Raw genomic sequence first — 19,645 nt, 5'->3', positions numbered from 1 at the left:
GCCAAAGGACCTCACCATGACCAGCGCCGTCATCGTTTCCACTGCCCGCACGCCGCTCGCGAAGAGCTGGAAGGGTGCCTTCAACATGACGCACGGCGCCACGCTCGGCGGCCACGCGGTGCAGCACGCAGTGCAGCGCGCCGGCATCGACCCCGCCTCGGTCGACGACGTCATCATGGGCTGCGCCACGCCCGAAGGCGCCACCGGCTCCAACATCGCGCGCCAGATCGCGCTGCGCGCCGGCCTGCCGATCACCACCTCGGGCATGACCATCAACCGTTTCTGCTCCTCGGGCCTGCAGACCATCGCCACCGCGGCCCAGCGCATCATCGCGGGCGAGGGCGAGGTCTACGTGGCGGGCGGCGTCGAGAGCATCTCGTGCGTGCAGAACGAAGCCAACAAGCACATGCTGACCGATCCGTGGCTGGTGAAGAACAAGCCCGAGATCTACTGGAACATGCTGCAGACGGCCGAGCAGGTCGCCAAGCGCTACAACATCGGCCGTGACGCCATGGACGAATACGGCGCGCAAAGCCAGCAGCGGGCCACCGCCGCGCTGGAAGCCGGCCTCTTCAAGGCCGAGATCGCCCCCATCACCGTGCTGGCCGGCGTGGCCGACCCCGTGCTGGGCCTGCGCACCAAGGAAGTCACCGTCGAGAACGACGAAGGCATCCGCCCCGGCACCACCAAGGAAGGCATCAGCGGCATCCGCCCGGCCATCCCCGGCGGTGTGATCTCGGCCGGCAATGCCAGCCAGTTCTCCGACGGCGGCGGCGCCTGCGTGGTGGTCGACGAGAAGTACGCCGAGCAGAAGGGCCTGAAGCCCCTGGGCCGCTTCCTCGGCTTCGCCGTGGCCGGCTGCGAGCCCGACGAGATGGGCATCGGCCCGGTCTTCGCCATCCCGAAGGTGCTCAAGCGCCTGGGTCTCACGGTCAACGACATCGACCTGTGGGAACTGAACGAAGCCTTCGCCGTGCAGGTGATCTACTGCCGCGACAAGCTGGGCATCCCGGGCGACCGCCTGAACGTGAACGGCGGCGCCATCGCCGTGGGCCACCCCTATGGCGTGAGCGGCCAGCGCCTGACCGGCCACGCGCTCATCGAAGGCAGGCGCCGTGGCGCGAAGAAGGTCGTGGTCACGATGTGCATCGGCGGCGGCATGGGCGCCGCGGGCGTCTTCGAGGTACTCTGACTCTCCCCAGTCTGCGGCGCACTGCGTGTCGCCTTCGCCAACCCCCTTCCGGGGGCAACACCAGCGGCCCGGCTGAGCCGGTTCCGCGGTGTTCCACGAACGGGCCCGGCTTCGCCGGCCGACGAGCGCTGCCGGTGGAAGTCGGTAGTCTCAACATCAAGACCCGACCATGAGCCTTCGTCCCACCCTCGACTTCCTGCTCTACGACTGGCTCGACGCCGAATCCCTCAACCAGCGCGAGCGCTTCGCGGACCATTCGCGCGAGACCTTCGATGCGGTGCTCGACACCTGCGAGCGCATCGCGCGCGAGAAGTACGCGCCGTTCAACCGCATCGTCGACACGCAGGAGCCGCACTTCGACGGCGAGAAGGTCGTGCTGCCGCAGGCCACGCACGACGCGCACAAGGCCTTCGTCGAATCGGGAATGATGAGCGCGGCGCAGGACTACGACATTGGCGGCATGCAGCTGCCCTACACGCTGCAAGCCGCGGCCAACAGCTTCTTCGCGATGGCCTCGGTGAGCATCGGCTCGAACATGCTCACCAGCGGCAACGCCAACCTGCTGATGGTGCATGGCACCGAGATGCAGAAGGAGGTCTTCGCCAAGAACGAATTTTCTGGCCGCTGGGCGGGCACCATGTGCCTGTCGGAGCCGCAGGCCGGCTCGTCGCTGAGCGACGTGGCCACGCGCGCAGTGCCCGACGGCGACGACTTCCGGAATGATCCGCTGGGTCCGCGCTATCGCCTCACGGGCAACAAGATGTGGATCTCGGCAGGCGACCACGAGCTGACCGAGAACATCGTGCACATCGTGCTGGCCAAGATCCCGGACGAGAACGGCAAGCTGGTGCCGGGCACGCGCGGCATATCGCTCTTCATCGTGCCCAAGCGCATGGTCGACACCAAGGGCGAGCTCACCGGCCAGCGCAACGACGTGGCGCTCGCGGGCCTGAACCACAAGCTGGGCTGGCGCGGCACCACCAATACGCTGCTGAACTTCGGAGAAGGCAAGTACCCGGTCGACGGCAAGGCTGGCGCGGTGGGCTACCTGGTCGGCGAGCCAGGCAAGGGCCTGCACTGCATGTTCCACATGATGAACGAGGCACGCATCGGCGTCGGCACGGCGGCCACCATGCTCGGCATGGCCGGCTACCACGCCTCGCTCGAATACGCGAAGAGCCGTCCGCAGGGCCGGCTGGTGAAAAAGCCCGAGGCTGCCGGCACGGCGGTCGCCAAGGATTCGGCCGCGCCGCAGGTGCGCATCATCGAGCACGCCGACGTGCGCCGCATGCTGCTGGCCCAGAAGGCGTACTGCGAGGGCGCCCTGGCGCTGGAGCTGTATTGCGCCCGGCTGGTCGACGAGCAGAAGACCGGCGACGCGCAGGCCGCCGACGACGCGCGGCTGCTGCTGGAGGTGCTCACGCCGATCGCCAAGAGCTGGCCCAGCGAGTGGTGCCTGGAGGCGAATTCGCTGGCCATCCAGGTGCACGGCGGCTATGGCTACACGCGCGACTTCCCGGTGGAGCAGTACTGGCGCGACAACCGCCTGAACATGATCCACGAGGGCACCCACGGCATCCAGGCGGCCGACCTGCTGGGCCGCAAGGTGCTGATGGAAAAGGGCCGCGGCCTGCAGCTGCTGGCCGCGCGCATGACCGACACCATCGGCCGCACCGCCAAGGTTCCGGCGCTGGCGGCCCACGCCAAGGCGCTGGGCGCCGCGCTCCAGCGCATCGGCAGCGCCACCGAGGCCGCATGGTCCACCAGCGACCCGGCGGATGCGCTGGCCAACGCGGTGCCGTACATGCAGGCCTTCGGGCACACGGTGCTGGCCTGGATCTGGCTCGACGTCGCGGGCAAGGCCCTGGAAACCGACGCGGAAAAGGCGAGGGCGGTAACAGCTGGCAAGATCGGCGCCACGGACTATTTCTTCCACTACGAGCTGCCGAAAATCGGCGCATGGCTCAACGTGGTCGAAACCCGCGACCCGACCTGTACAGCTTTGCCCGAGGACGCCTTCTGATGGCCACTACCGATTCGCCGAACGCCACCCCCAACAACACCCCCGCCGCCAACCCGCCGAAGCCGCACGCGCGGCTCGAGAAATGGATCTGGATCCTGATCTACGGCGGCCTGTTCCTCGTGATCCTGGGCATCGCCACCGGCCGCACCGACGCCTCGCTGGGCTGGTCCATCGCCGTGCCGGGCGGCGTCGTGGCGCTGGTCGGCTTCGTGCTGATCTACGTGCGCTCGCGCCTGTCCAACACGCCTTCAGGCAAGTAACCGACTGAACGAGGCCCGCCATGCTCAAGCACATCGTGATGTGGAAGTTCAAGGAGCACGCCGAGGGCGCCGACAAGGCGACCAACCTGCTCAAGGCCAAGGCGCTGCTCGATGCCTGCGCGAAGCTGTCGCCCGGCACGCTGCGCTTCGAGGTGGCCATCGCCCAGCCCGGGCTGGAAGCCACCTACGACCTGGTCCTGTACTCGGAATTCACCGACGCCGCCGCGCTGGCGGCCTATGCGGACCATCCGCAGCACGTGGCCCTGAAGCCGTTCATCGGCGCGGTCCGCGAAGCCCGCCAGTGCATGGACTACACGATCTGAAAAACCACCCGAACCCCGGAGACAACCCATGACCGCACGCACCGTCCAGAAACTCTTCGACCTCACGGGCAAGACCGCCCTCGTCACCGGCGGCTCGCGCGGCCTGGGGCTGCAGATGGCCCATGCGCTGGGCGAGGCGGGCGCGAAGATCATGCTGAGTTCGCGCAAGGCCGAAGACCTGGAACAGGCCGCCGCCGAGCTGCAGGCCGCGGGCATCGACGCGCGCTGGATCGCCGCCGACTGCTCGAAGGAGGAAGACACCCGCCGCCTGGCCGACGAGACGCTGCAGCGCATGGGCGCGGTCGACATCCTCGTGAACAACGCGGGCGCCAGCTGGGGTTCGCCGGCCGAGAGCCACCCGGTCGAGGCCTGGGACAAGGTGATGAACCTCAACGTGCGGGGCTACTTCATCCTGTCGCAGCAGGTCGCCAACGGCTACATGATCCCGAAGAAGTCGGGCCGCATCATCAACATCGCCTCCATCGCCGGGCTCAACGGCAACCCGCCCGAGATGCAGACGCTGGCCTACAACACCTCCAAGACCGCGGTCATCGGCTTCACCCGCACCCTGGCGGCCGAATGGGGCAAGTACAACATCAACGTGAACGCCATCTGCCCCGGCTTCTTCATGACGAAGATGGCCGCCGGCCTCATCAAGTCGCTCGGCGAGGAAAAGATGGCCGCGCAGGCGCCGCTGGGCCGCCTGGGCGACGAGGAAGACCTGAAGGGCCTGACGCTGCTGTTCGCAAGCGACGCCGGCAAGCACGTCACCGGCCAGTGGCTGGCCGTGGACGGCGGCGTGAGCGTCGTCCTGGGCGCAGCTTGAAGAACCGAAATGACAACGCCTGAACCCGAAGACATCAATTTCCGCTCGTACACGAGCCGCATCCCGTTCGCGCGCCACCTGGGCTTCGAACTCACGAAGTTCGAGAACGGCGAATCGGAGATCCTCTACACCGCCAAGCCGGAGCACCTGAACACCTTCGACGTGACGCACGGCGGCGCCTGCATGACGCTGCTGGACATCACCATGGCCGCTGCCGCGCGCAGCATCGCGCCCGAGATGGGCGTGGTCACCATCGAGATGAAAACCAGCTTCATGCAGCCTTCGGTGGGCCCGCTGCATGCGCGCGGAACGCTCATTCACAGGACGGCGACGCTGGCTTTCACGGAGGCCAGAATCTACGACGAGCAGGAGCGCGTTTGCGCCCATGCCACCGGCACCTTCAAGTACGTGAAGCGCCGGCTGCCGACCGGCCCGGCCAGCGCCAACGAGATGCGTCCGCCCTCGACCGACTGAACCGACCCTATTCCTCCCCGGAGCCTTTCATGCCCATCAACAAGCAGATCCACCTCGACAACCGCCCCGAGGGCGAGGCCGTCGCGAGCAACTTCAAGCTCGTCACGGCCCAGACCCCCGAACTCAAGGACAACCAGGTCCTGGTGCGCCATCACTACATGAGCCTCGACCCCTACATGCGCGGGCGCATGAACGACTCCAAGAGCTACGCGCAACCGCAGCCGCTGGGCCAGACCATGCAGGGCGGCACGGTGGGCGAGGTGGTCGAGAGCAAGCATCCCAAATACGCCGTGGGCGACAAGGTGGTCGGCTTCGGCGGCTGGCAGGAATACAGCGTCGTCGATGCCTCGCAACCCGGCGCGCTGAAGAAGGTAGACACCACGCACGTGCCGCTGTCGCACTACCTGGGCGCGGTCGGCATGCCGGGCGTCACCGCCTGGTACGGCCTCGTGAAGATCATCGCGCCCAAGGCCGGTGAAACCATGGTCATCACCGCCGCCAGCGGCGCGGTCGGCAGCGCCTTCGGCGCGCTGGCCAAGGCGCGCGGCTGCCGCGTCGTCGGCATCGCGGGCGGCGCGGACAAGTGCAAGTACGTGACCGACGAACTGGGCTTCGACGCCTGCATCGACTACCGCCTGCACCCCGACGTCAAGTCGATGAGCGCGGCGCTGAAGGAAGCCTGCCCGAACGGCATCGACGGCTACTTCGAGAACGTCGGCGGCTACATCTTCGACGCGGTGCTGCTGCGTGCCAACGCCTTCGCCCGCGTGGCGCTGTGCGGAATGATCGCGGGCTACGACGGCCAGCCGCTGCCCCTGGCCAACCCGGCGCTGATCCTCATCAACCGCATGAAGATCGAAGGCTTCATCGTCAGCGAGCACATGGAAGTGTGGCCCGAGGCGCTGACCGAACTGGGCACGCTGGTGGCCACCGGCAAGCTCAAGCCGCGCGAGTCGATCGCGCAGGGCATCGAGTCGGCGCCCGAGGCATTCCTGGGCCTGCTCAAGGGTCGCAACTTCGGCAAGCAACTGGTCAAGCTCGTCTGATTGATGCGCCGATGAGCCGAACGCACGGCAAGTAGGCTGGTCATGCGCGCCGCGCCGGGCCGCCCCAAGCAAGCGAGCGCCGCGGTGCAGAGCACGGAGGTATTCGAATGAACTCGACGCACGAGGTCTTCAACCAGCCCGAGCCGCTGGTCGACTACAACCTCTTCGACACCAACCGGCCGCTGCGCGATGCGCTGAAGTTCAACGCGCCCGCGCTGCAGACCGCGCAGCTTCACGAACTGGGCGCGACCCTCGGCTCGGCCGGCATGCAGGCGCATGCGCGGCTCGCCAACGTCCACACGCCCGAGCTGCACACGCACGACCGCTTCGGACGGCGCATCGACGAGGTGGAATTCCACCCCAGCTACCACGCGCTGATGAGCGCCGCCGTCGGCGCCGGCCTGCACGGCACACCGTGGACCGGCACCTCCGCCTCGCCGCACGTGCTGCGCGCGGCGGGCTTCATGCTCTTCACCGAGCTGGAGCCCTCGATCCTTTGCCCCATCTCGATGACCTACGCCGTCACGCCCGCGCTGCGCAGCAATGCGGCGGTGCATGCCGACTGGGCCCCCAAGCTCGGCAGCCTCTGGTACGACCCGGCGCTCAAGCCCTTCGGCGACAAGCCCGGCGTGACCATGGGCATGGGCATGACCGAGAAGCAGGGCGGCTCCGACGTGCGGGCCAACACCACGCAGGCCGTGCGCGAAGGCGGCAGCGACGCCTGGGGCGAGCGCTATGCCATCACCGGCCACAAGTGGTTCTTCTCGGCGCCGATGTGCGATGCCTTCCTGGTGCTGGCGCAGGCGCCCGCCGGGCTTTCGTGCTTCTTCCTGCCGCGCGTGCTGCCGGACGGCTCGCGCAACGCGATCCGCATCCAGCGGCTGAAGGACAAGCTGGGCAACAAGGCCAATGCGAGCTCCGAAGTGGAGTTCGATGGCGCCACCGCATGGCTCGTGGGCGAGGAGGGGCGCGGCATTCCCCGAGATCCTCGAAATGGGCACGATGACGCGGCTCGACTGTGCGCTGGGCACCAGCGGGCTCATGCGCCAGTCGCTGGCCATCGCGCTCAACCACGCCACGCAGCGCATGGCCTTCGGCAAGCCGCTGATCGACCAGCCGCTGATGAAGAACGTGCTGGCCGATCTGGCGCTGGAGAGCGAAGCCGCCACCGCGCTCGCCATCCGCCTGGCGCGAGCCTTCGACAAACAGTCCGACGAACACGAACGCCTGATGGCCCGGCTGCTCACGCCCGTCGCCAAGTTCTGGATCTGCAAGCGCGGCAGCGCCTTCGCGCAGGAAGCCATGGAGTGCCTCGGCGGCAACGGCTACGTGGAGGAGGGCGGCGAAGGCGTCATGGCCCGCATCTACCGCGAGATGCCGCTCAACTCCATCTGGGAAGGCGCCGGCAACATCATGGCGCTCGACCTGCTGCGCGGGCTGCGCAAGGGCGATGCGGTAGCCGCGCTCGAGAAGGAACTGGCGCCCGCGCGCGGCCAGCATGCCGCGCTAGATCGCCTCGCCGACGCGCTTCCGGCGCGCATCGAGGCGATGGCCTCCGAAGCCGAGGCTCGCCGTCTGGCGCAGGATGTCGCATTGGCCGTGCAGGCTGCGCTGCTCGTGCAGACCGCGCCAGCAGCGGTCGCCGGCGCGTTCTGCGGGTCGCGCCTTGGCGGCGACTGGGGCAACGCCTTCGGTACGCTGGGCGCGGGCACCGATTTCGACTCCATCATCCAGCGCGCCCAGCCGCGCTGAAGCAACACGAACGACAACCCACGGAAAACACCATGGCCGACCTGATCCTCCACCACTACCTCACCTCGCCGTTCTCGGAGAAGGTGCGCCTCATCCTCGGCTTCAAGAAGCTGCCGTGGAAGTCGGTCTTCATCCCGCCGATCATGCCCAAGCCCGACGTGGAGGTGCTCACCGGCGGCTATCGCAAGACTCCCTTCCTGCAGATCGGCGCGGACATCTACTGCGACAGCGCGCTCATCGCCGACGTGCTCGAGCACCTGCAGCCCGCGCCCACGCTCTACCCCGAGCCCGAGAAGGGCATGTCGCGCATCCTCGCGCAGTGGGCCGACACCTCGTTGTTCTGGGCCGCCATGGCGTGGAACCTCCAGCCCAGGGGCGCGGCCGAAGTGTTCGCGAAGGCCCCGCCGGAAGCCGCCAAGGCCTTCGGCGAAGACCGCGGCAAGATGAGCGCCGGCAACATGACCCGCCTGCGCCCGGCCGACGCCACCAGCGCCTACAAGTCGTACCTGCGGCGCATGTCGGACATGCTCGACGAGAAGCCCTACCTGCTCGGCGAGGTGCCCACCATCGCCGACTTCTCGGCCTACCACCCGCTGTGGTACACGCGGCGCATCGAGTCGGTCCGCACCATCCTCGACCTCACGCCCGCGGTGGTCGACTGGATGGACCGCATGGCCGCCATCGGCCACGACGTGCCCGAGAAGTTCACGAGCGAAGAGGCCATCGCCGTCGCCAAGGCCTCCACGCCGCACTCGCTGCTGACCGACAGCACCTTCCAGGACGATCACGGCATCCCGCTGGGCAGCGCGGTCACCATCCGCGCCGAGAGCTTCGGCCTCGAGGAGACGCCCGGCACGCTGATCGCCGCCACGCGCACGCACTACACGCTGGAGCGCAGCAGCGAGCGCGTGGGCACGGTGCATGTGCACTTTCCCCGGATCGGGTATGTGCTGAAGAAGGCCGAAGGCTGATTCGCGTCACGCGAACGACAGGCGATCTTTGCGCGAAGCGGTCCAATAGACGGCGCAGAGACAACCAAAGGAAAGCACCCAATGATTCAGGACTTCAAGGGCAAGACCGCAGTTCTCACCGGCGCGGGTTCGGGCTTCGGCCTGGAGTGCGCGCGCATCGGCGCCGCCCGCGGCATGAACCTCGTGCTGGTCGACGTGCAGCAGGACGCGCTCGACAAGGCCGCAGCCGAGATGGAAGCAGCCGGCGCGCAGGTGCTGGCGCGCAAGGTCGACGTGTCTGATGCGGCGCAGATGGAAGCGCTGGCCGCTGCCGTGAAGGAGCGCTTCGGCGCACCGCACTTCGTGTTCAACAACGCGGGCGTGGGCGCCGGCGGGCTGGTATGGGAGAACACGGTCGCCGACTGGGAATGGGTGCTGGGAGTGGACCTGTGGGGCGTGATCCACGGCGTGCGCCTGTTCGTGCCGATGATGCTGGAAGCCGCGGCCAAGGACCCGTCCTACCGCGGCCACGTGACCAACACCGCCAGCATGGCCGGCCTGCTCACGCCGCCCAACATGGGCATCTACAACGCCGCGAAGGCTGCGGTGGTGAGCCTCACCGAGACGATGTACCAGGACCTGAACCTCGTCACCGACCAGATCGGCGCCAGCCTTCTGTGCCCGTACTTCGTGCCCACCGGCATCACCAGCAGCGAGCGCAACCGCCCGAACGCGCCGAAGGAGAGCGAGCTCACCAAGAGCCAGCTGATCGGCCAGGCGATGAGCAACAAGGCGGTCAGCAGCGGCAAGATCACGGCCGCCGAAGTGGCCGCCAAGGTGTTCGAGGCCATCAGCGACAACCAGTTCTACGTGTTCAGCCATCCGAAGGCGCTGGGCAACGTGCGCAGCCGCATGGAGAACATCGTCTCCATCACCAATCCGGCCGACCCGTTCCTGGAGCGGCCCGAGATCGGGCAGAAGCTGCGGGAGCAGCTGCGATCGGCCTGAGCGTTCGGCCGGTTCACGCGGCCTGTTGCAACCCGGCCACCAGTGCCTCGACGCGCGCGAGCGCACTGGCGATGGAGCGGTCGAGCAGGTCGCCATGGTCTTCCGCATGCTCGATCGCCACGCTGTGCACTTCATTGAGGCCCAGCAGCGACAGCGGCGCCGTGATGCCGGGCGTGAGCAGGTCAAGATGCGCCTGGAATCCGCCGGGCCCGTAGCCGCTGCTGCCGCACGAGGTGAGCAGCACGGTGCGGCGGTTGCGCTCGGCCAGCAGCGGCACGTAGGGGTTCTCGCGGCTGCGGTCGAAGTCGAAGGTCGAACCGATGCGCACGATGTTATCGATCCATGACTTCAGCGGCGCGGGCATTCCGAAGTTGTACATCGGCACGCCGATCACCAGCACGTCGGCGCGGCGGAGCTCGGCGATCAGTGCGTCGCTCTCCGCGAGCACCGCATGCATCCACGGCTCGCGCTGCTCGGCCGGCGTGTAGCCCGACGCGATCCATTCGCCGGTGACGTTGCCCGGCGGCGTGGCACCGATGTCGCGGTAGATCACTTCGTCGTCGGGCCGTGCGGCGCGCCAGGTCGTCACGAAGTGATGGCTCAGCCGGCGCGAATGCGAGCCGTGAACATGCGTGCCCGAAAGGCCGGGGCGGGCGCTGGCGTCGATGTGGAGCAAGGTAGTCATGGCGAAGTCCTCTTTGACATGAAGGGGTAGATGAAGGAAATTCAGCTTTCGGGCTGGCTTGGGCCTCACTTTATGGAGGCGAAAGTGGCGCGACAAACGACGATTTCTTTGTGTCGATGAAAATTTGATTCATCCATGGCCAACCTTCGGCAACTCCCTCCGCTGGCGGCGCTGCGAGCCTTCGAGGCTGCGGCGCGCCATTGCAGCGCCAAGCTCGCGGCCAACGAACTCTCAGTCACGCCCACGGCCATCAGCCACCAGGTGCGGCAGCTCGAGGACTCGCTGGGCGTGGCGTTGTTCATCCGCCAGCCCAGGCAACTCGTGCTCACGCCGCAGGGCAGGGAACTGCAGGCGGTACTGAGCGAATCGTTCAATGCCATGGCGAATGCGGTCGCGCGGCTGCGTGCGCCGCCCGAGCGGACCGCCATCACGCTGTCGGCCACGCCGGCCGTCGCGGCACGCTGGCTGCTACCGCGCGTGAGCACGCTGCGCGCGCTGCATCCGCGGCTCGATCTGCGCATCCATGCGTCGCACGACGCGGTGCCGCTCGATGGCATCACTGCCGATATCGCGATCCGCTACGGGCGCGGGCAGTGGCCGGGCATGGTGTCGGAGAAGCTGTTCGACAACGTCTTCGCGCCGGCGTGCAGCCCCGCGCTCAAGCTGCGCCGCCCCGGCGACCTGACGCGGCACACGTTGCTGCATTTCGAGGTGCCGGGCAGCAAGACCCAGCCGGGCACGTGGCCTGAATGGCAGCAGGAGGCGCAGGTGCCGGGCCTCGACGTGTCGGCCGGGCCGGTGTTCTCCGACGAGACGCACACCGTGTCGGCTGCGCTGCAGGGACAGGGCGTCGCCTTGGTGAGCCTCGCGCTGATCGCGGACGAGCTGCGCGCGGGCAATCTGGTGCAGCCGTTCGGCCCCCGGCTGCCGGGGCTCCCGTTCCATCTCGTGTGCCCCGAGGCGCGGCGTGCCGAACCCGCGGTGGCGGCGGTGTTCGAGTGGGTGAGGGGGCTGCAGCCGCCAGGCGCAGCTACCTGATTTCGTACGCGGTGACTTTAGGCACTGGCGACCCGCTGTTCATATTTCTAAAGTGCGTTCCGACGGGTTGCGGCAGCCACTCGTGGCACCGCGGGAATACGAAAGGCGCAGTCGTGCTTCGGCGCATTGTTGACACTTGTCAAATATTGCGCAGGTTGAGGAGCTTTCTGTGCCGCGCCTGCTTTCATGTGCGGCGTTCGCGCAGTAATCCCTTAACCCGGCCCGATGTTTTGCATAACCTGCCGGTACTTTTTGACGAAGGTCAGCAAAGGTTGCGAACAGGCCATGCGAGGGAGCAGCTGTTCGGAGCCTTCGGCCTTCGTCGGCTACAGACAGACACGCGAAAACTCGCGAAGAGGAGGCAGATCATGCGCACCCCGTTCCTGCGCGAAACCAGCCCGGACGAGCCCTCGGCGCTCCAGCGCCGGCCCGCGTACCTGGCCTGGTTGCCGGTGGTGCTGTGCATCGTTGCCTCGGTGGGCTTCGTGCTGGTGGCCGTCTTCGTGCAGAACATCGTCGCGGCATCGATGTTCACCACCGCAGCCATCGTGTCCCTGGGCATCGGCCTGATCCTCGGGTTGAGCATGTGGGTCTTTCCGGACCTTCCAGGCTAGATGGCCACTCGGGAAGAAACCACCTTGGCCGGCAAGACCGCAACTCCCGTCCTTCGCGTCGGGAACTGGCGCGTGACCCTGATGGCCGCCATGGTCGGGCTGCTGATCGTGCTCGCCATGCTCATGAAGTGGATCGTCGAACTGCAGGTCGAGGCCGCGCAGGAGCGGCGCCTGAGCGAAGCCGTCGCCCGCGAGGCAATGGCACGATGCCATGAGAGGACGCCCCTGCAGGCGGTCAACGAATGCCTGCGGGCGCTGGCCGTCAGCGCGTCCGCGGCGGCGCGCTGAGCGCGATCAACCGGCGTCGAGCCACCGGCCTGATTCCGGGCATACGACGGCTGGCGCGCCGTTGCGCATGAGCTGCTCTTCATCGGGCCGGGCAGATGCCGGCGATGCGACATCGAAGTCGATGCGCAGGGCCCTCGCGACATGGGCGTCCTCGATGGGAAGCTCCCAGGTCAGGAAGACCTGGTTGCAGTCCTTGCCGTGCGCGAAGTCCGCCGCGTCGAAGCCCGGACTGCCGCGCTGGATGACGCCATGCGGCTGGCCCGTGTCGAAGACGACCGCCGTGCCTCGCCGGAGCGGGATCCGAAGGCCCGCATGTGGAAAGTGCAGGTCCAGCCCCTTGTCCTCGCTCACGAAGAGATTGCAGAAGGCCGCGCCGCCGTACTGCATGCCGTCGTGGTGGTACCTCGCGCCCCGGCAGGCCATCAGGGCCACGTCGGCGGAAGCGAGCACCCCGGGCAGCCCCAGCGCAAGCGTCCAGTCGGACACGGCCTGCACGCAGAGCCTGTAGTCGGGCCAGCGTGCACGAGCGCGCGCCAGGGGCAGCGCCTCCACGTCTCCCGGCTCCAGCGAGAGCTGCGACGCGATCTCCCTGTCCCAGTCCGCGAGCAGGCGTTGCGCCGGGGCAGGCACGTCCAGCGTGCCCGTCAGCACCACGTCGCTCACGCTGCGGCTGCGCAGCGTGTCGCCGCTTGGGAAGTGGGAGATCAGGGGGCCGTGGCTCATCGGGATGGCAGTGTATTGACCGGATCATCCGATTCCCGGAAAGACGGTCTGAAGACAATCGCAGGCGTTCGCGCCTGGAAAATACCCTGAGGCATATTCGAATACCAAAGAGTTAACATTTGGGGCATCGAGAGGACAAGGAAGAGAGCCCCATGGAGACATATCCGACACTGAGACAGGCCACCGGCGTGGCCCGCACGCTCAGCAAGCATTCGTCCAGCACGATGGTGGTCTACCGGGTGACGGAGCAGAAGTTCGTCACCGCGCATGCCTGCGACCGGGTGGAGGGGACCATCGAGGCCGTGTACCGGGATGGCTACGTCGTGCCGACTCTCCTGAGCAAGCGCGCCGAGTAGACAGGGCGGACAGGAAGAAGGCCTCCCGCGGGAGGCCTTTGCGTTCCTGGCGCCAGGCGCAAGGCCTCAGGACGAACTGGGAACCGCCTGCATCAGCAGCGTCAGCGCCTTCTTCAGGCTCGGGACCGACGCGTTCGCCCCCTTGTCGTAGCCCAGCCGCACCACCACCAGGTCGTGCGAAGGAACGATCAGCACCACCTGCCCGCCGGCGCCGAGCATGTAGTAGGCCGAGGTCGGCACCGGCCAGGTGCTCGAGCCGTTGAGCCAGAAGAATCCCCCGTAGATCGGCCGTTTGTCCGCGGCCCAGGCCGGCGCGAGCGTGCTGACGAATTTCACGTAGCCCTCGGGCAGGATGCGTTCGCCGTTCCACACGCCGTCCTGCAGGTACAGGTTGGCCAGCCGCGCCCAGTCGCGCCCCGACATGAAGTCGTAGCCCTGTCCCATGAAGTTGCCGTAGGGGTCGGTCTCCAGCGTCATCGTGCGGATGCCGATCTTGTCGAACAGATTGCGCTGGGGGAACGACAGGTATTCCTCGCCGCGTTTCTCCACCGCCAGGCGGATCAGGTAGTTCGCCAGCACCGGGTCGGTGTTGCGGTAGCGGCCGATGGTGTTGGGCGGCCATTGCTGCGGCCGTGTGGCCGCGTAGTTGAAGATGTTGATGCGGCCCGTGTAGAAGTAGACGTGGTCGGGGTAGGTTCCGTTGGGGTCGAAGTCCGGATCGTCCGGCGCCTTGATGCGCAGCCCGCTCGACATGTGCAGGATGTCCTGGATCCTGATTTCCTTGCGCTTGTCGTCGGCTCCCTGCCATTCCGGAATGGGCGCCGGCTGGTCGAGGCTGTACACGCCCTGTTTCATCAGCACGCCCATCATCGTCGCGGTGACGCTCTTGCCCATCGACCACGACTCCAGCGGCGTGCTCGAGGTGATGCCGTTCATGTAGCGCTCGCCGACGATGCGCCCCTTGTGCGTGACGACGAACGCCGCGGTGTAGGCCTCCGGCAGCTCGAAGGCCGCATCGACCGCCTGGCTCACCTTCGCCGTGTCGATGCCGGGCGCGGCCCCGGAGGGCGTGAGGTCGCCCATCGGCCATTGCTGCGTCGACGGGTCGGGCAGCGCGCTCTTGACCGCCACCGGCGTGAAAAACACGTCGTCCCTGCCGGGCGGCAGCGTGATGCAGCCCTGCGAGCCGAAGTAGCGCGCGGTCAGCGTCGGGCCGTTGGGAATGGTGATGCGGACTTCCTTCTTGACGTTGTCCACCACCGGCTTGCCGACCTTCTTGCGCTGCGCGTAGGGGCCGGTGAAGTAGCCGACGCTCTCAGCCGCCACGTCGGGGTCGAGGCCCGTGATGAACGCCGCGGAGCACATCGCCTTGGCATAGCCGGATGTGTGGTGCTCCAGCGGGTCGCCGGGCGGCGGCACGTATGGCGTGTTGAGTTCGTAGCTCCTGGCGCGGGCGATGAGCGCTTCGCGCGCGGGCAGTTCCGGCGTTGTGGAAGAAGGCGGCGGCGAGGCGGTTCCGCCGCCGGTGCCGAGCCCTATGCCGATCCCTCCGCCCCCACCGCCTCCTCCGCCGCCGCCTCCGCATGAGGTCAAAGCTATTACAAGAAGCGCACCTGTTGCGATGGCAAAGGGCGCGCGGACAAACCTCGTCATGGGGGCTCCTCGCTTTGTTGTTGCCGGAGTCTGCGCGAGAACCGTAACTGCATGCAAGACCGTCCCTCGGATATTGCTCAGCCTGCCGCCGCCTGCGATGCGATCCACTCCCACACGGCACGGATCGCCGGCTCGTTTTCCCTCCCGCTCGAGACAGCCAGGAAGTAGCTGCCGGTATCGAGCGCGGGCCCGAAGGGCTGCACCAGCGCGCCGCTGCGAAGTTCCTCCGCCGAGAGCGTGAGGCTCAGCAGCGCAATGCCATGTCCGGCGAGCGCCGCCAGCATCGCGTGCGTCTCGTCGGAGAACGACAGGTCCGACGCCTTCATCGAGCGCCCCCGCGGCGGCGAGATGCCGGCCTCGCGGAACCAGCGCGGCCACACGGCTGGCGCGAGCGCCTGCGGCTGCCAGTCGCAGTGGATCAGCCGGTGCTTCGGCAGCTCCTGCGCGCGCTTCAGGCCGAGCATCGGGCTGCACAGTGGCGCGTAGTGCTCGCGCATCAGCTCTTGCGACACCAGGCCCGGCCAGTTGCCGCTGCCCGAGCGCACCGCGATGTCGGCATCGCCGCGCGCCAGGTCGACCACGGTGTCGCTCGCATGCAGCCGCAGTTCCACGCCGGGGCAGGCCTTGCGGAACGCATCCATGCGCGGCAGCACCCATCGCGCCGCGAAGGCGGTGTTGGTGGTGAGCGTCACGGCCTGCGACGCGGCGGGGCGGCGCAGCCTGTCGATGCCGGCCTCGACCAAGTCGAAGCCCATGCGCAGGTCGTCGAAGAGCCGCTGGCCCGCGGGCGTCAGCGCGAGTTGCCGCGTGAGCCGCCGGAACAGCGGCTGGCCCAGCGTGTCTTCGAGCCCGCGCACCTGGTGGCTGATGGCAGACGGCGTGACCGAGAGTTCGAGTGCCGCGCGCTGGAAGCTCAGGTGCGCGGCCGCGGCCTCGAAGGCGCGCAGCGACAGCAGCGGGGGCAGCCGGCGGGGAGGGCGGACGGATGAGCCAATCTCGTTCATAAGAGGAGAAATCGTCGTTTGTGGGGAATGGCCTCGATACCTAGATTAGAGGCCTGCGCAGCATTCTGGCAGCGCGGAATGAAAGACACCCATTCATCCATCACAAACATGACAGCGACCATGAACATCCTCCACATCGACGCCAGCGCCCGCCCTGGCCGTTCCGACACCGACCTCCACGGCTCGCACACGCGCCGCCTTTCCGCGCGCTTCGTCGAGCGCTGGCAGAAGGCGCGGCCCGCCGACCGCATCGACTACCTCGACGTGGGCCAGCAGCCGCCCGCGCACGTCGACGGGCGCTGGATCCACGCAGCCTTCACGCCGCCCGCGTCGCGCGAGCCGTGGATGGCCGAGGCGCTCGCCGAGAGCGATCGTCTGGTCGACCAGCTCGTGGCGGCCGACCTCGTCGTCATCGGCCTGCCGATGTACAACTTCAGCGTGCCCGCGCAGTTCAAGGCCTGGATCGACAACATCGTGCGCGTGGGCCGCACCTTCGGCTTCGACCGCTCGCGCGGAGCGGTGCCGTACTGGCCGATGCTCGCCGACATGGGCAAGCGCGTTGTGCTCCTGGGTGCGCGCGGCGACCACGGCTACGACGCGGGCGGGCGCATCGCCCACCTCAACCACACCGAGAGCAGCGTGCGCTCCGCGCTGGGCTACATCGGCATCACCGAGGTGTTCGAGGCGGCGGTGGAATCCGACGAATTCGGCGGCGAGCAGCTCGCGCAGTCGCTGCGGCGCGCCGAGCAGCGGGTGGACGATCTCGTCGATGCGCTGCTCGACCCGCGCGAGCGCAGAGCCGCTGCTGACACCACGCTGTCAGCAGCGGCTGCCTAGGATCTTTCGCTCCACTTCCGGAGCGAAAAATGACGCCTGACCCTTTGCTGGAGCGCTTTCCCCGTCCACCGACCGCGGATCTCCTCGGCCAGCGCGTGCTGGGGTTCGACAGGGCCAGGGGCACCATCCGGCTGAGCTTCACGGCCACCGATGCCTTCCTGAACCCCGCGGGCGCGGTGCAGGGCGGCATCCTGGCGGCGATGCTCGACGACACGATGGGCCCGGCGCTGTGGGTGCTGAACGGCGAGGAAACGTACTCCGTCACCATCGACTTCAGCGTGTCGTTCCTGGCCGCCGCCAAGCCCGGACTGCTGTATGGCGAGGGCCGGGTCGTGCAGCGCGGCAGGAGCATCGCCTTTCTCGAGGCGCAGCTCGGCGACGCGGACGGCCGCATCGTCGCGCGCTCCACCGCGACCGCGCGCATCGTGAAGGCCTGACGCAGCGCGCCCCGGGAGCCGCGGGCTCGGCCGCTCAGGCCGACAGCTGCTTGCGAAAGCCGATCGACAGCCGGTTCCAGCTGTTGATGGCGTTGATCGCCATCGTCAGGTTGACGCGCTCGGCCTCGCTGAACTGCGCCGCGAGCGCCTCGTAGGCCTCGTCGGGCACGTGCGTGAGCGACACCTGCGTCACCGCCTCGGTCCATGCCAGTGCGGCGCGTTCGCGCTCGGTGAAGAAGGGCGTTTCGTGCCAGACGCTCAGCGTGGCCAGGCGGCGGTCGGTTTCGCCGGCCTTGCGCAGGTCGGCCGTGTGCAGGTCGATGCAGTAGGCGCAGCCGTTGATCTGCGAGGCGCGCAGCTTGACGAGGTCGAGCAGCTTCGGCTCCAGGCCGAGCTTGCCGATGGCCACTTCGAAGGCGATCAGCGCCTTGAGCGCGTCGGGCGAGGCCTTGTAGAAATCGAGGCGGGATTCTGTGTGGGACTGCATGTCGGTTCCTTCTTCGGTAGTGGTTCAATCCTGGCTCGATGCTAGGAGCGAAGGGCGCCGCCGGCGGCGGCCAATCCGGAGCATTCGCAGGAGACCAATCCGATGGAATTGCACGTCGTCATCGAAGGCGACAAGGACCTGGCCGGGCAGCTCTACCGGCAGCTGAAGGACGCGATCCACACCGGCCGGCTGGCCGCCGGAGAAAAGCTGCCGCCCTCGCGGCTTCTCGCCGAGCGACTGGGCCTGTCGCGCAAGACGGTGTCCGAGGCCTATGCCAGGCTGAGCTTCGACCGGCTGCTCACCGCGCGCGTCGGCAGCGGCACCTTCGTGGCCGAGGGCGCGGCGCGCAAGCCGGCACCCGCGGCGGCGCGGTCGCTCGCGGGCTCGGCGATGGTCGAGCACTGGCGCGGCATGAGCACGCCGCTGCGGCACCCCGCGCCGGCGGGCAGCGCGCGCTACGAGTACATCGGCGGGGCTCCGGCGCGCGGCCTCTTTCCGCATGCCGACTGGCGCCGCTGCGTGCTGCATGCGCTGCGCCAGGGCACGCGTTCGCGCGGCCTTTACGGCGATGCCGAGGGGCTGCACGAGCTGCGCGACGGCATTGCCCGGCATGCCGCCTTTTCCAGGGGCGTGCGCTGCGGCGCGGCCGACATCCTCGTCACCAACGGCGCGCAGCAGGCGCTGGACCTGATCGCCCGCGTGCTCGTGGAGCGCGGCAGCACGGTCGCGATGGAGGAGCCCGGCTATCCGCCCGCACGGCAGCTGCTGGGCGCGCAGGGCGCGAGGGTGGTGGGCGTGCCGGTCGACCGCGAGGGGCTGGTGGTGGAGCGCATTCCCGACGGCACGCGGCTGATCTACGTGACGCCCGCGCACCAGTTCCCGCTGGGCGTTGCGATGAGCGAACGCCGCCGCAAGGCGCTGCTGGCGCGCGCCGACGAGCTGGGCGCCATCGTGATCGAGGACGACTACGACAGCGAATTCCGCTACGAAGGCCGGCCCGCCGATTCGTTGCAGAGCATGGACGAGCGCGGCCTCGTGGCCTTCGTAGGCACCTTCTCGAAGACGCTTTCGCCCGACCTGCGGCTGGGCTACCTGGTCGCGCCTCCGGCGGTGCTGGAAGCAGTGGGCACGGCCAAGCACCTGACCGACTGGCACACCTCGACGCAAGCGCAATGGGCGCTGGCCAAGTTCATCGCCGACGGAAATCTCCACAGGCACATCCGCCGCTGCCACGCCGTCTATGCGGCGCGGCGGGAGCGCATCGTACGGCGCTTCGCGGACGACCTGTCGCCCTGGTTCGAGCTGCTGCCGGTGACGGCCGGCATCCACATGGCGGCCATCTGCAAGCGCGAGATCGACATCGGCCAGCTCGTCGCGCTGGCCCGGCGGGTCGACGTGGGGCTGTATCCGCTGGCGCCGTTCTTCCATTCCTCGCCGCCGCGCCCGGGGCTGATGCTGGGCTTCGGCGCCATCGACGAGGCGGACATCGATCCGTCGCTGGACCGGGTACGCGACGTGCTTCTGCAGATGGGTTGAATCCGATACGGGTACAGCTGCGTACCCGCCACGGCAAGAATGGAGGGCTTCCTATATCTTCCGTGGTGCGCAGAACGCGTCGATACTGTGGCCGGAAACCCCCGTCCTGCCGGCGACGCCCCGGTCCGAACAC

The 19,645-nt window shown here is 68.0% G+C and carries 21 protein-coding genes and 1 pseudogene; 17 read left to right on the top strand and 5 right to left on the bottom strand.

The genetic code is table 11. The annotated features are described in order from the left end of the window. Positions 1-16: 16 nt before the first annotated feature. The 10 genes and pseudogenes from ACHMXA_RS19100 (at position 17) to ACHMXA_RS19055 (ending at position 9,854) form a co-directional block, all read left to right on the top strand. On the top strand, positions 17-1,192 hold the full coding sequence (locus ACHMXA_RS19100; protein ID WP_395316197.1) for an acetyl-CoA C-acyltransferase: 1,176 nt from the start codon (positions 17-19) through the stop codon (positions 1,190-1,192). 169 nt (positions 1,193-1,361) lie between these two features. Continuing rightward, a complete protein-coding gene (locus tag ACHMXA_RS19095) occupies positions 1,362-3,215 on the top strand; it encodes an acyl-CoA dehydrogenase (protein ID WP_395316196.1) in 1,854 nt (617 codons plus the stop codon). Then, complete coding sequence (locus ACHMXA_RS19090; RefSeq protein WP_395316195.1) at positions 3,215-3,475, top strand: hypothetical protein; 261 nt, start codon at positions 3,215-3,217, stop codon at positions 3,473-3,475. Before ACHMXA_RS19095 ends, ACHMXA_RS19090 begins: the two co-directional genes overlap by 1 nt. A gap of 20 nt (positions 3,476-3,495) precedes the next feature. Beyond that, positions 3,496-3,798, top strand: coding sequence for a Dabb family protein (locus ACHMXA_RS19085; RefSeq protein ID WP_019652558.1), 303 nt, complete (start codon positions 3,496-3,498; stop codon positions 3,796-3,798). Positions 3,799-3,826: 28 nt separating this feature from the next. Continuing rightward, entirely contained in the window at positions 3,827-4,624 is a 798-nt protein-coding gene (locus ACHMXA_RS19080; protein ID WP_395316194.1) for an SDR family oxidoreductase, read from the top strand. A gap of 9 nt (positions 4,625-4,633) precedes the next feature. Then, positions 4,634-5,098, top strand: a complete 465-nt coding sequence (locus tag ACHMXA_RS19075) for a PaaI family thioesterase (protein ID WP_176664188.1) — start codon at positions 4,634-4,636, stop codon at positions 5,096-5,098. A 29-nt stretch (positions 5,099-5,127) separates the two neighbouring features. Then, on the top strand, positions 5,128-6,144 hold the full coding sequence (locus ACHMXA_RS19070; RefSeq protein ID WP_395316193.1) for an NADP-dependent oxidoreductase: 1,017 nt from the start codon (positions 5,128-5,130) through the stop codon (positions 6,142-6,144). Positions 6,145-6,251: 107 nt separating this feature from the next. Further along, positions 6,252-7,896 (top strand): annotated as a pseudogene (locus ACHMXA_RS19065) (isovaleryl-CoA dehydrogenase). 32 nt (positions 7,897-7,928) lie between these two features. Then, entirely contained in the window at positions 7,929-8,867 is a 939-nt protein-coding gene (locus ACHMXA_RS19060; protein WP_395316192.1) for a glutathione S-transferase family protein, read from the top strand. Positions 8,868-8,948: 81 nt separating this feature from the next. Further along, entirely contained in the window at positions 8,949-9,854 is a 906-nt protein-coding gene (locus ACHMXA_RS19055) for an SDR family oxidoreductase (RefSeq protein ID WP_176664184.1), read from the top strand. 13 nt (positions 9,855-9,867) lie between these two features. Here ACHMXA_RS19055 and ACHMXA_RS19050 read toward each other — a convergent pair whose 3' ends face one another. Further along, positions 9,868-10,539, bottom strand: coding sequence for an FMN-dependent NADH-azoreductase (locus ACHMXA_RS19050; protein WP_395316191.1), 672 nt, complete (start codon positions 10,537-10,539; stop codon positions 9,868-9,870). Positions 10,540-10,674: 135 nt separating this feature from the next. Between ACHMXA_RS19050 and ACHMXA_RS19045 the strand changes: the two genes are divergently transcribed. The 3 genes from ACHMXA_RS19045 to ACHMXA_RS19035 all read left to right on the top strand — a co-directional run bounded on the left by ACHMXA_RS19045 (position 10,675) and on the right by ACHMXA_RS19035 (position 12,479). After that, positions 10,675-11,577 (top strand): LysR substrate-binding domain-containing protein, encoded by a 903-nt coding sequence (locus ACHMXA_RS19045; protein ID WP_395316190.1) that lies wholly within the window; start codon positions 10,675-10,677, stop codon positions 11,575-11,577. A gap of 368 nt (positions 11,578-11,945) precedes the next feature. Then, a complete protein-coding gene (locus tag ACHMXA_RS19040; protein WP_176664181.1) occupies positions 11,946-12,191 on the top strand; it encodes a hypothetical protein in 246 nt (81 codons plus the stop codon). A 24-nt stretch (positions 12,192-12,215) separates the two neighbouring features. Further along, positions 12,216-12,479, top strand: coding sequence for a hypothetical protein (locus tag ACHMXA_RS19035; RefSeq protein ID WP_395316189.1), 264 nt, complete (start codon positions 12,216-12,218; stop codon positions 12,477-12,479). Positions 12,480-12,485: 6 nt separating this feature from the next. On the opposite strand, the gene ACHMXA_RS19030 is transcribed toward ACHMXA_RS19035, so the two are convergent. Further along, positions 12,486-13,202 (bottom strand): hypothetical protein, encoded by a 717-nt coding sequence (locus tag ACHMXA_RS19030; RefSeq protein ID WP_395316188.1) that lies wholly within the window; start codon positions 13,200-13,202, stop codon positions 12,486-12,488. A 152-nt stretch (positions 13,203-13,354) separates the two neighbouring features. Here ACHMXA_RS19030 and ACHMXA_RS19025 point away from each other — a divergent pair, with 152 nt between their 5' ends. Continuing rightward, positions 13,355-13,558 carry a hypothetical protein gene (locus ACHMXA_RS19025; protein ID WP_176664178.1) on the top strand — a complete coding sequence of 68 codons (204 nt, stop codon included), beginning with the start codon at positions 13,355-13,357 and terminating at the stop codon, positions 13,556-13,558. Positions 13,559-13,624: 66 nt separating this feature from the next. Here ACHMXA_RS19025 and ACHMXA_RS19020 read toward each other — a convergent pair whose 3' ends face one another. Continuing rightward, positions 13,625-15,211: a serine hydrolase domain-containing protein gene (locus tag ACHMXA_RS19020; RefSeq protein ID WP_395316187.1), complete on the bottom strand. Its 1,587-nt coding sequence runs from the start codon at positions 15,209-15,211 to the stop codon at positions 13,625-13,627. 77 nt (positions 15,212-15,288) lie between these two features. Then, complete coding sequence (locus tag ACHMXA_RS19015) at positions 15,289-16,215, bottom strand: LysR substrate-binding domain-containing protein (RefSeq protein WP_395316186.1); 927 nt, start codon at positions 16,213-16,215, stop codon at positions 15,289-15,291. A gap of 120 nt (positions 16,216-16,335) precedes the next feature. On the opposite strand from ACHMXA_RS19015, the gene ACHMXA_RS19010 reads away from it, so the two are divergent. Beyond that, positions 16,336-17,052, top strand: a complete 717-nt coding sequence (locus tag ACHMXA_RS19010; RefSeq protein ID WP_395316185.1) for an FMN-dependent NADH-azoreductase — start codon at positions 16,336-16,338, stop codon at positions 17,050-17,052. A 29-nt stretch (positions 17,053-17,081) separates the two neighbouring features. Continuing rightward, positions 17,082-17,489 carry a PaaI family thioesterase gene (locus tag ACHMXA_RS19005; RefSeq protein WP_176664174.1) on the top strand — a complete coding sequence of 136 codons (408 nt, stop codon included), beginning with the start codon at positions 17,082-17,084 and terminating at the stop codon, positions 17,487-17,489. A 34-nt stretch (positions 17,490-17,523) separates the two neighbouring features. On the opposite strand, the gene ACHMXA_RS19000 is transcribed toward ACHMXA_RS19005, so the two are convergent. Next, a complete protein-coding gene (locus ACHMXA_RS19000; protein ID WP_395316184.1) occupies positions 17,524-17,976 on the bottom strand; it encodes a carboxymuconolactone decarboxylase family protein in 453 nt (150 codons plus the stop codon). A 102-nt stretch (positions 17,977-18,078) separates the two neighbouring features. On the opposite strand from ACHMXA_RS19000, the gene ACHMXA_RS18995 reads away from it, so the two are divergent. Continuing rightward, complete coding sequence (locus tag ACHMXA_RS18995; protein WP_395316183.1) at positions 18,079-19,512, top strand: PLP-dependent aminotransferase family protein; 1,434 nt, start codon at positions 18,079-18,081, stop codon at positions 19,510-19,512. The last annotated feature ends 133 nt before the right edge of the window (positions 19,513-19,645 follow it).

It is taken from the genome of Variovorax sp. UC74_104 (assembly GCF_044055375.1).
Lineage (GTDB): Bacteria > Pseudomonadota > Gammaproteobacteria > Burkholderiales > Burkholderiaceae_C > Variovorax.
The sequence above is the reverse complement of the archived record's forward strand: the minus strand, read 5'-3'. Positions and strand labels throughout refer to the sequence as shown.

What these genes read in the sequence shown, in the direction of transcription:
- ACHMXA_RS19100 (WP_395316197.1), top strand. Translation starts at nt 17, where the DNA reads ATGACCAGCGCCGTCATCGTTTCCACTGCCCGCACGCCGCTCGCGAAG.
- ACHMXA_RS19095 (WP_395316196.1), top strand. Translation starts at nt 1,362, where the DNA reads ATGAGCCTTCGTCCCACCCTCGACTTCCTGCTCTACGACTGGCTCGAC.
- ACHMXA_RS19090 (WP_395316195.1), top strand. Translation starts at nt 3,215, where the DNA reads ATGGCCACTACCGATTCGCCGAACGCCACCCCCAACAACACCCCCGCC.
- ACHMXA_RS19085 (WP_019652558.1), top strand. Translation starts at nt 3,496, where the DNA reads ATGCTCAAGCACATCGTGATGTGGAAGTTCAAGGAGCACGCCGAGGGC.
- ACHMXA_RS19080 (WP_395316194.1), top strand. Translation starts at nt 3,827, where the DNA reads ATGACCGCACGCACCGTCCAGAAACTCTTCGACCTCACGGGCAAGACC.
- ACHMXA_RS19075 (WP_176664188.1), top strand. Translation starts at nt 4,634, where the DNA reads ATGACAACGCCTGAACCCGAAGACATCAATTTCCGCTCGTACACGAGC.
- ACHMXA_RS19070 (WP_395316193.1), top strand. Translation starts at nt 5,128, where the DNA reads ATGCCCATCAACAAGCAGATCCACCTCGACAACCGCCCCGAGGGCGAG.
- ACHMXA_RS19060 (WP_395316192.1), top strand. Translation starts at nt 7,929, where the DNA reads ATGGCCGACCTGATCCTCCACCACTACCTCACCTCGCCGTTCTCGGAG.
- ACHMXA_RS19055 (WP_176664184.1), top strand. Translation starts at nt 8,949, where the DNA reads ATGATTCAGGACTTCAAGGGCAAGACCGCAGTTCTCACCGGCGCGGGT.
- ACHMXA_RS19050 (WP_395316191.1), bottom strand. Translation starts at nt 10,539, where the DNA reads ATGACTACCTTGCTCCACATCGACGCCAGCGCCCGCCCCGGCCTTTCG.
- ACHMXA_RS19045 (WP_395316190.1), top strand. Translation starts at nt 10,675, where the DNA reads ATGGCCAACCTTCGGCAACTCCCTCCGCTGGCGGCGCTGCGAGCCTTC.
- ACHMXA_RS19040 (WP_176664181.1), top strand. Translation starts at nt 11,946, where the DNA reads ATGCGCACCCCGTTCCTGCGCGAAACCAGCCCGGACGAGCCCTCGGCG.
- ACHMXA_RS19030 (WP_395316188.1), bottom strand. Translation starts at nt 13,202, where the DNA reads ATGAGCCACGGCCCCCTGATCTCCCACTTCCCAAGCGGCGACACGCTG.
- ACHMXA_RS19025 (WP_176664178.1), top strand. Translation starts at nt 13,355, where the DNA reads ATGGAGACATATCCGACACTGAGACAGGCCACCGGCGTGGCCCGCACG.
- ACHMXA_RS19020 (WP_395316187.1), bottom strand. Translation starts at nt 15,211, where the DNA reads ATGACGAGGTTTGTCCGCGCGCCCTTTGCCATCGCAACAGGTGCGCTT.
- ACHMXA_RS19015 (WP_395316186.1), bottom strand. Translation starts at nt 16,215, where the DNA reads ATGAACGAGATTGGCTCATCCGTCCGCCCTCCCCGCCGGCTGCCCCCG.
- ACHMXA_RS19010 (WP_395316185.1), top strand. Translation starts at nt 16,336, where the DNA reads ATGAACATCCTCCACATCGACGCCAGCGCCCGCCCTGGCCGTTCCGAC.
- ACHMXA_RS19005 (WP_176664174.1), top strand. Translation starts at nt 17,082, where the DNA reads ATGACGCCTGACCCTTTGCTGGAGCGCTTTCCCCGTCCACCGACCGCG.
- ACHMXA_RS19000 (WP_395316184.1), bottom strand. Translation starts at nt 17,976, where the DNA reads ATGCAGTCCCACACAGAATCCCGCCTCGATTTCTACAAGGCCTCGCCC.
- ACHMXA_RS18995 (WP_395316183.1), top strand. Translation starts at nt 18,079, where the DNA reads ATGGAATTGCACGTCGTCATCGAAGGCGACAAGGACCTGGCCGGGCAG.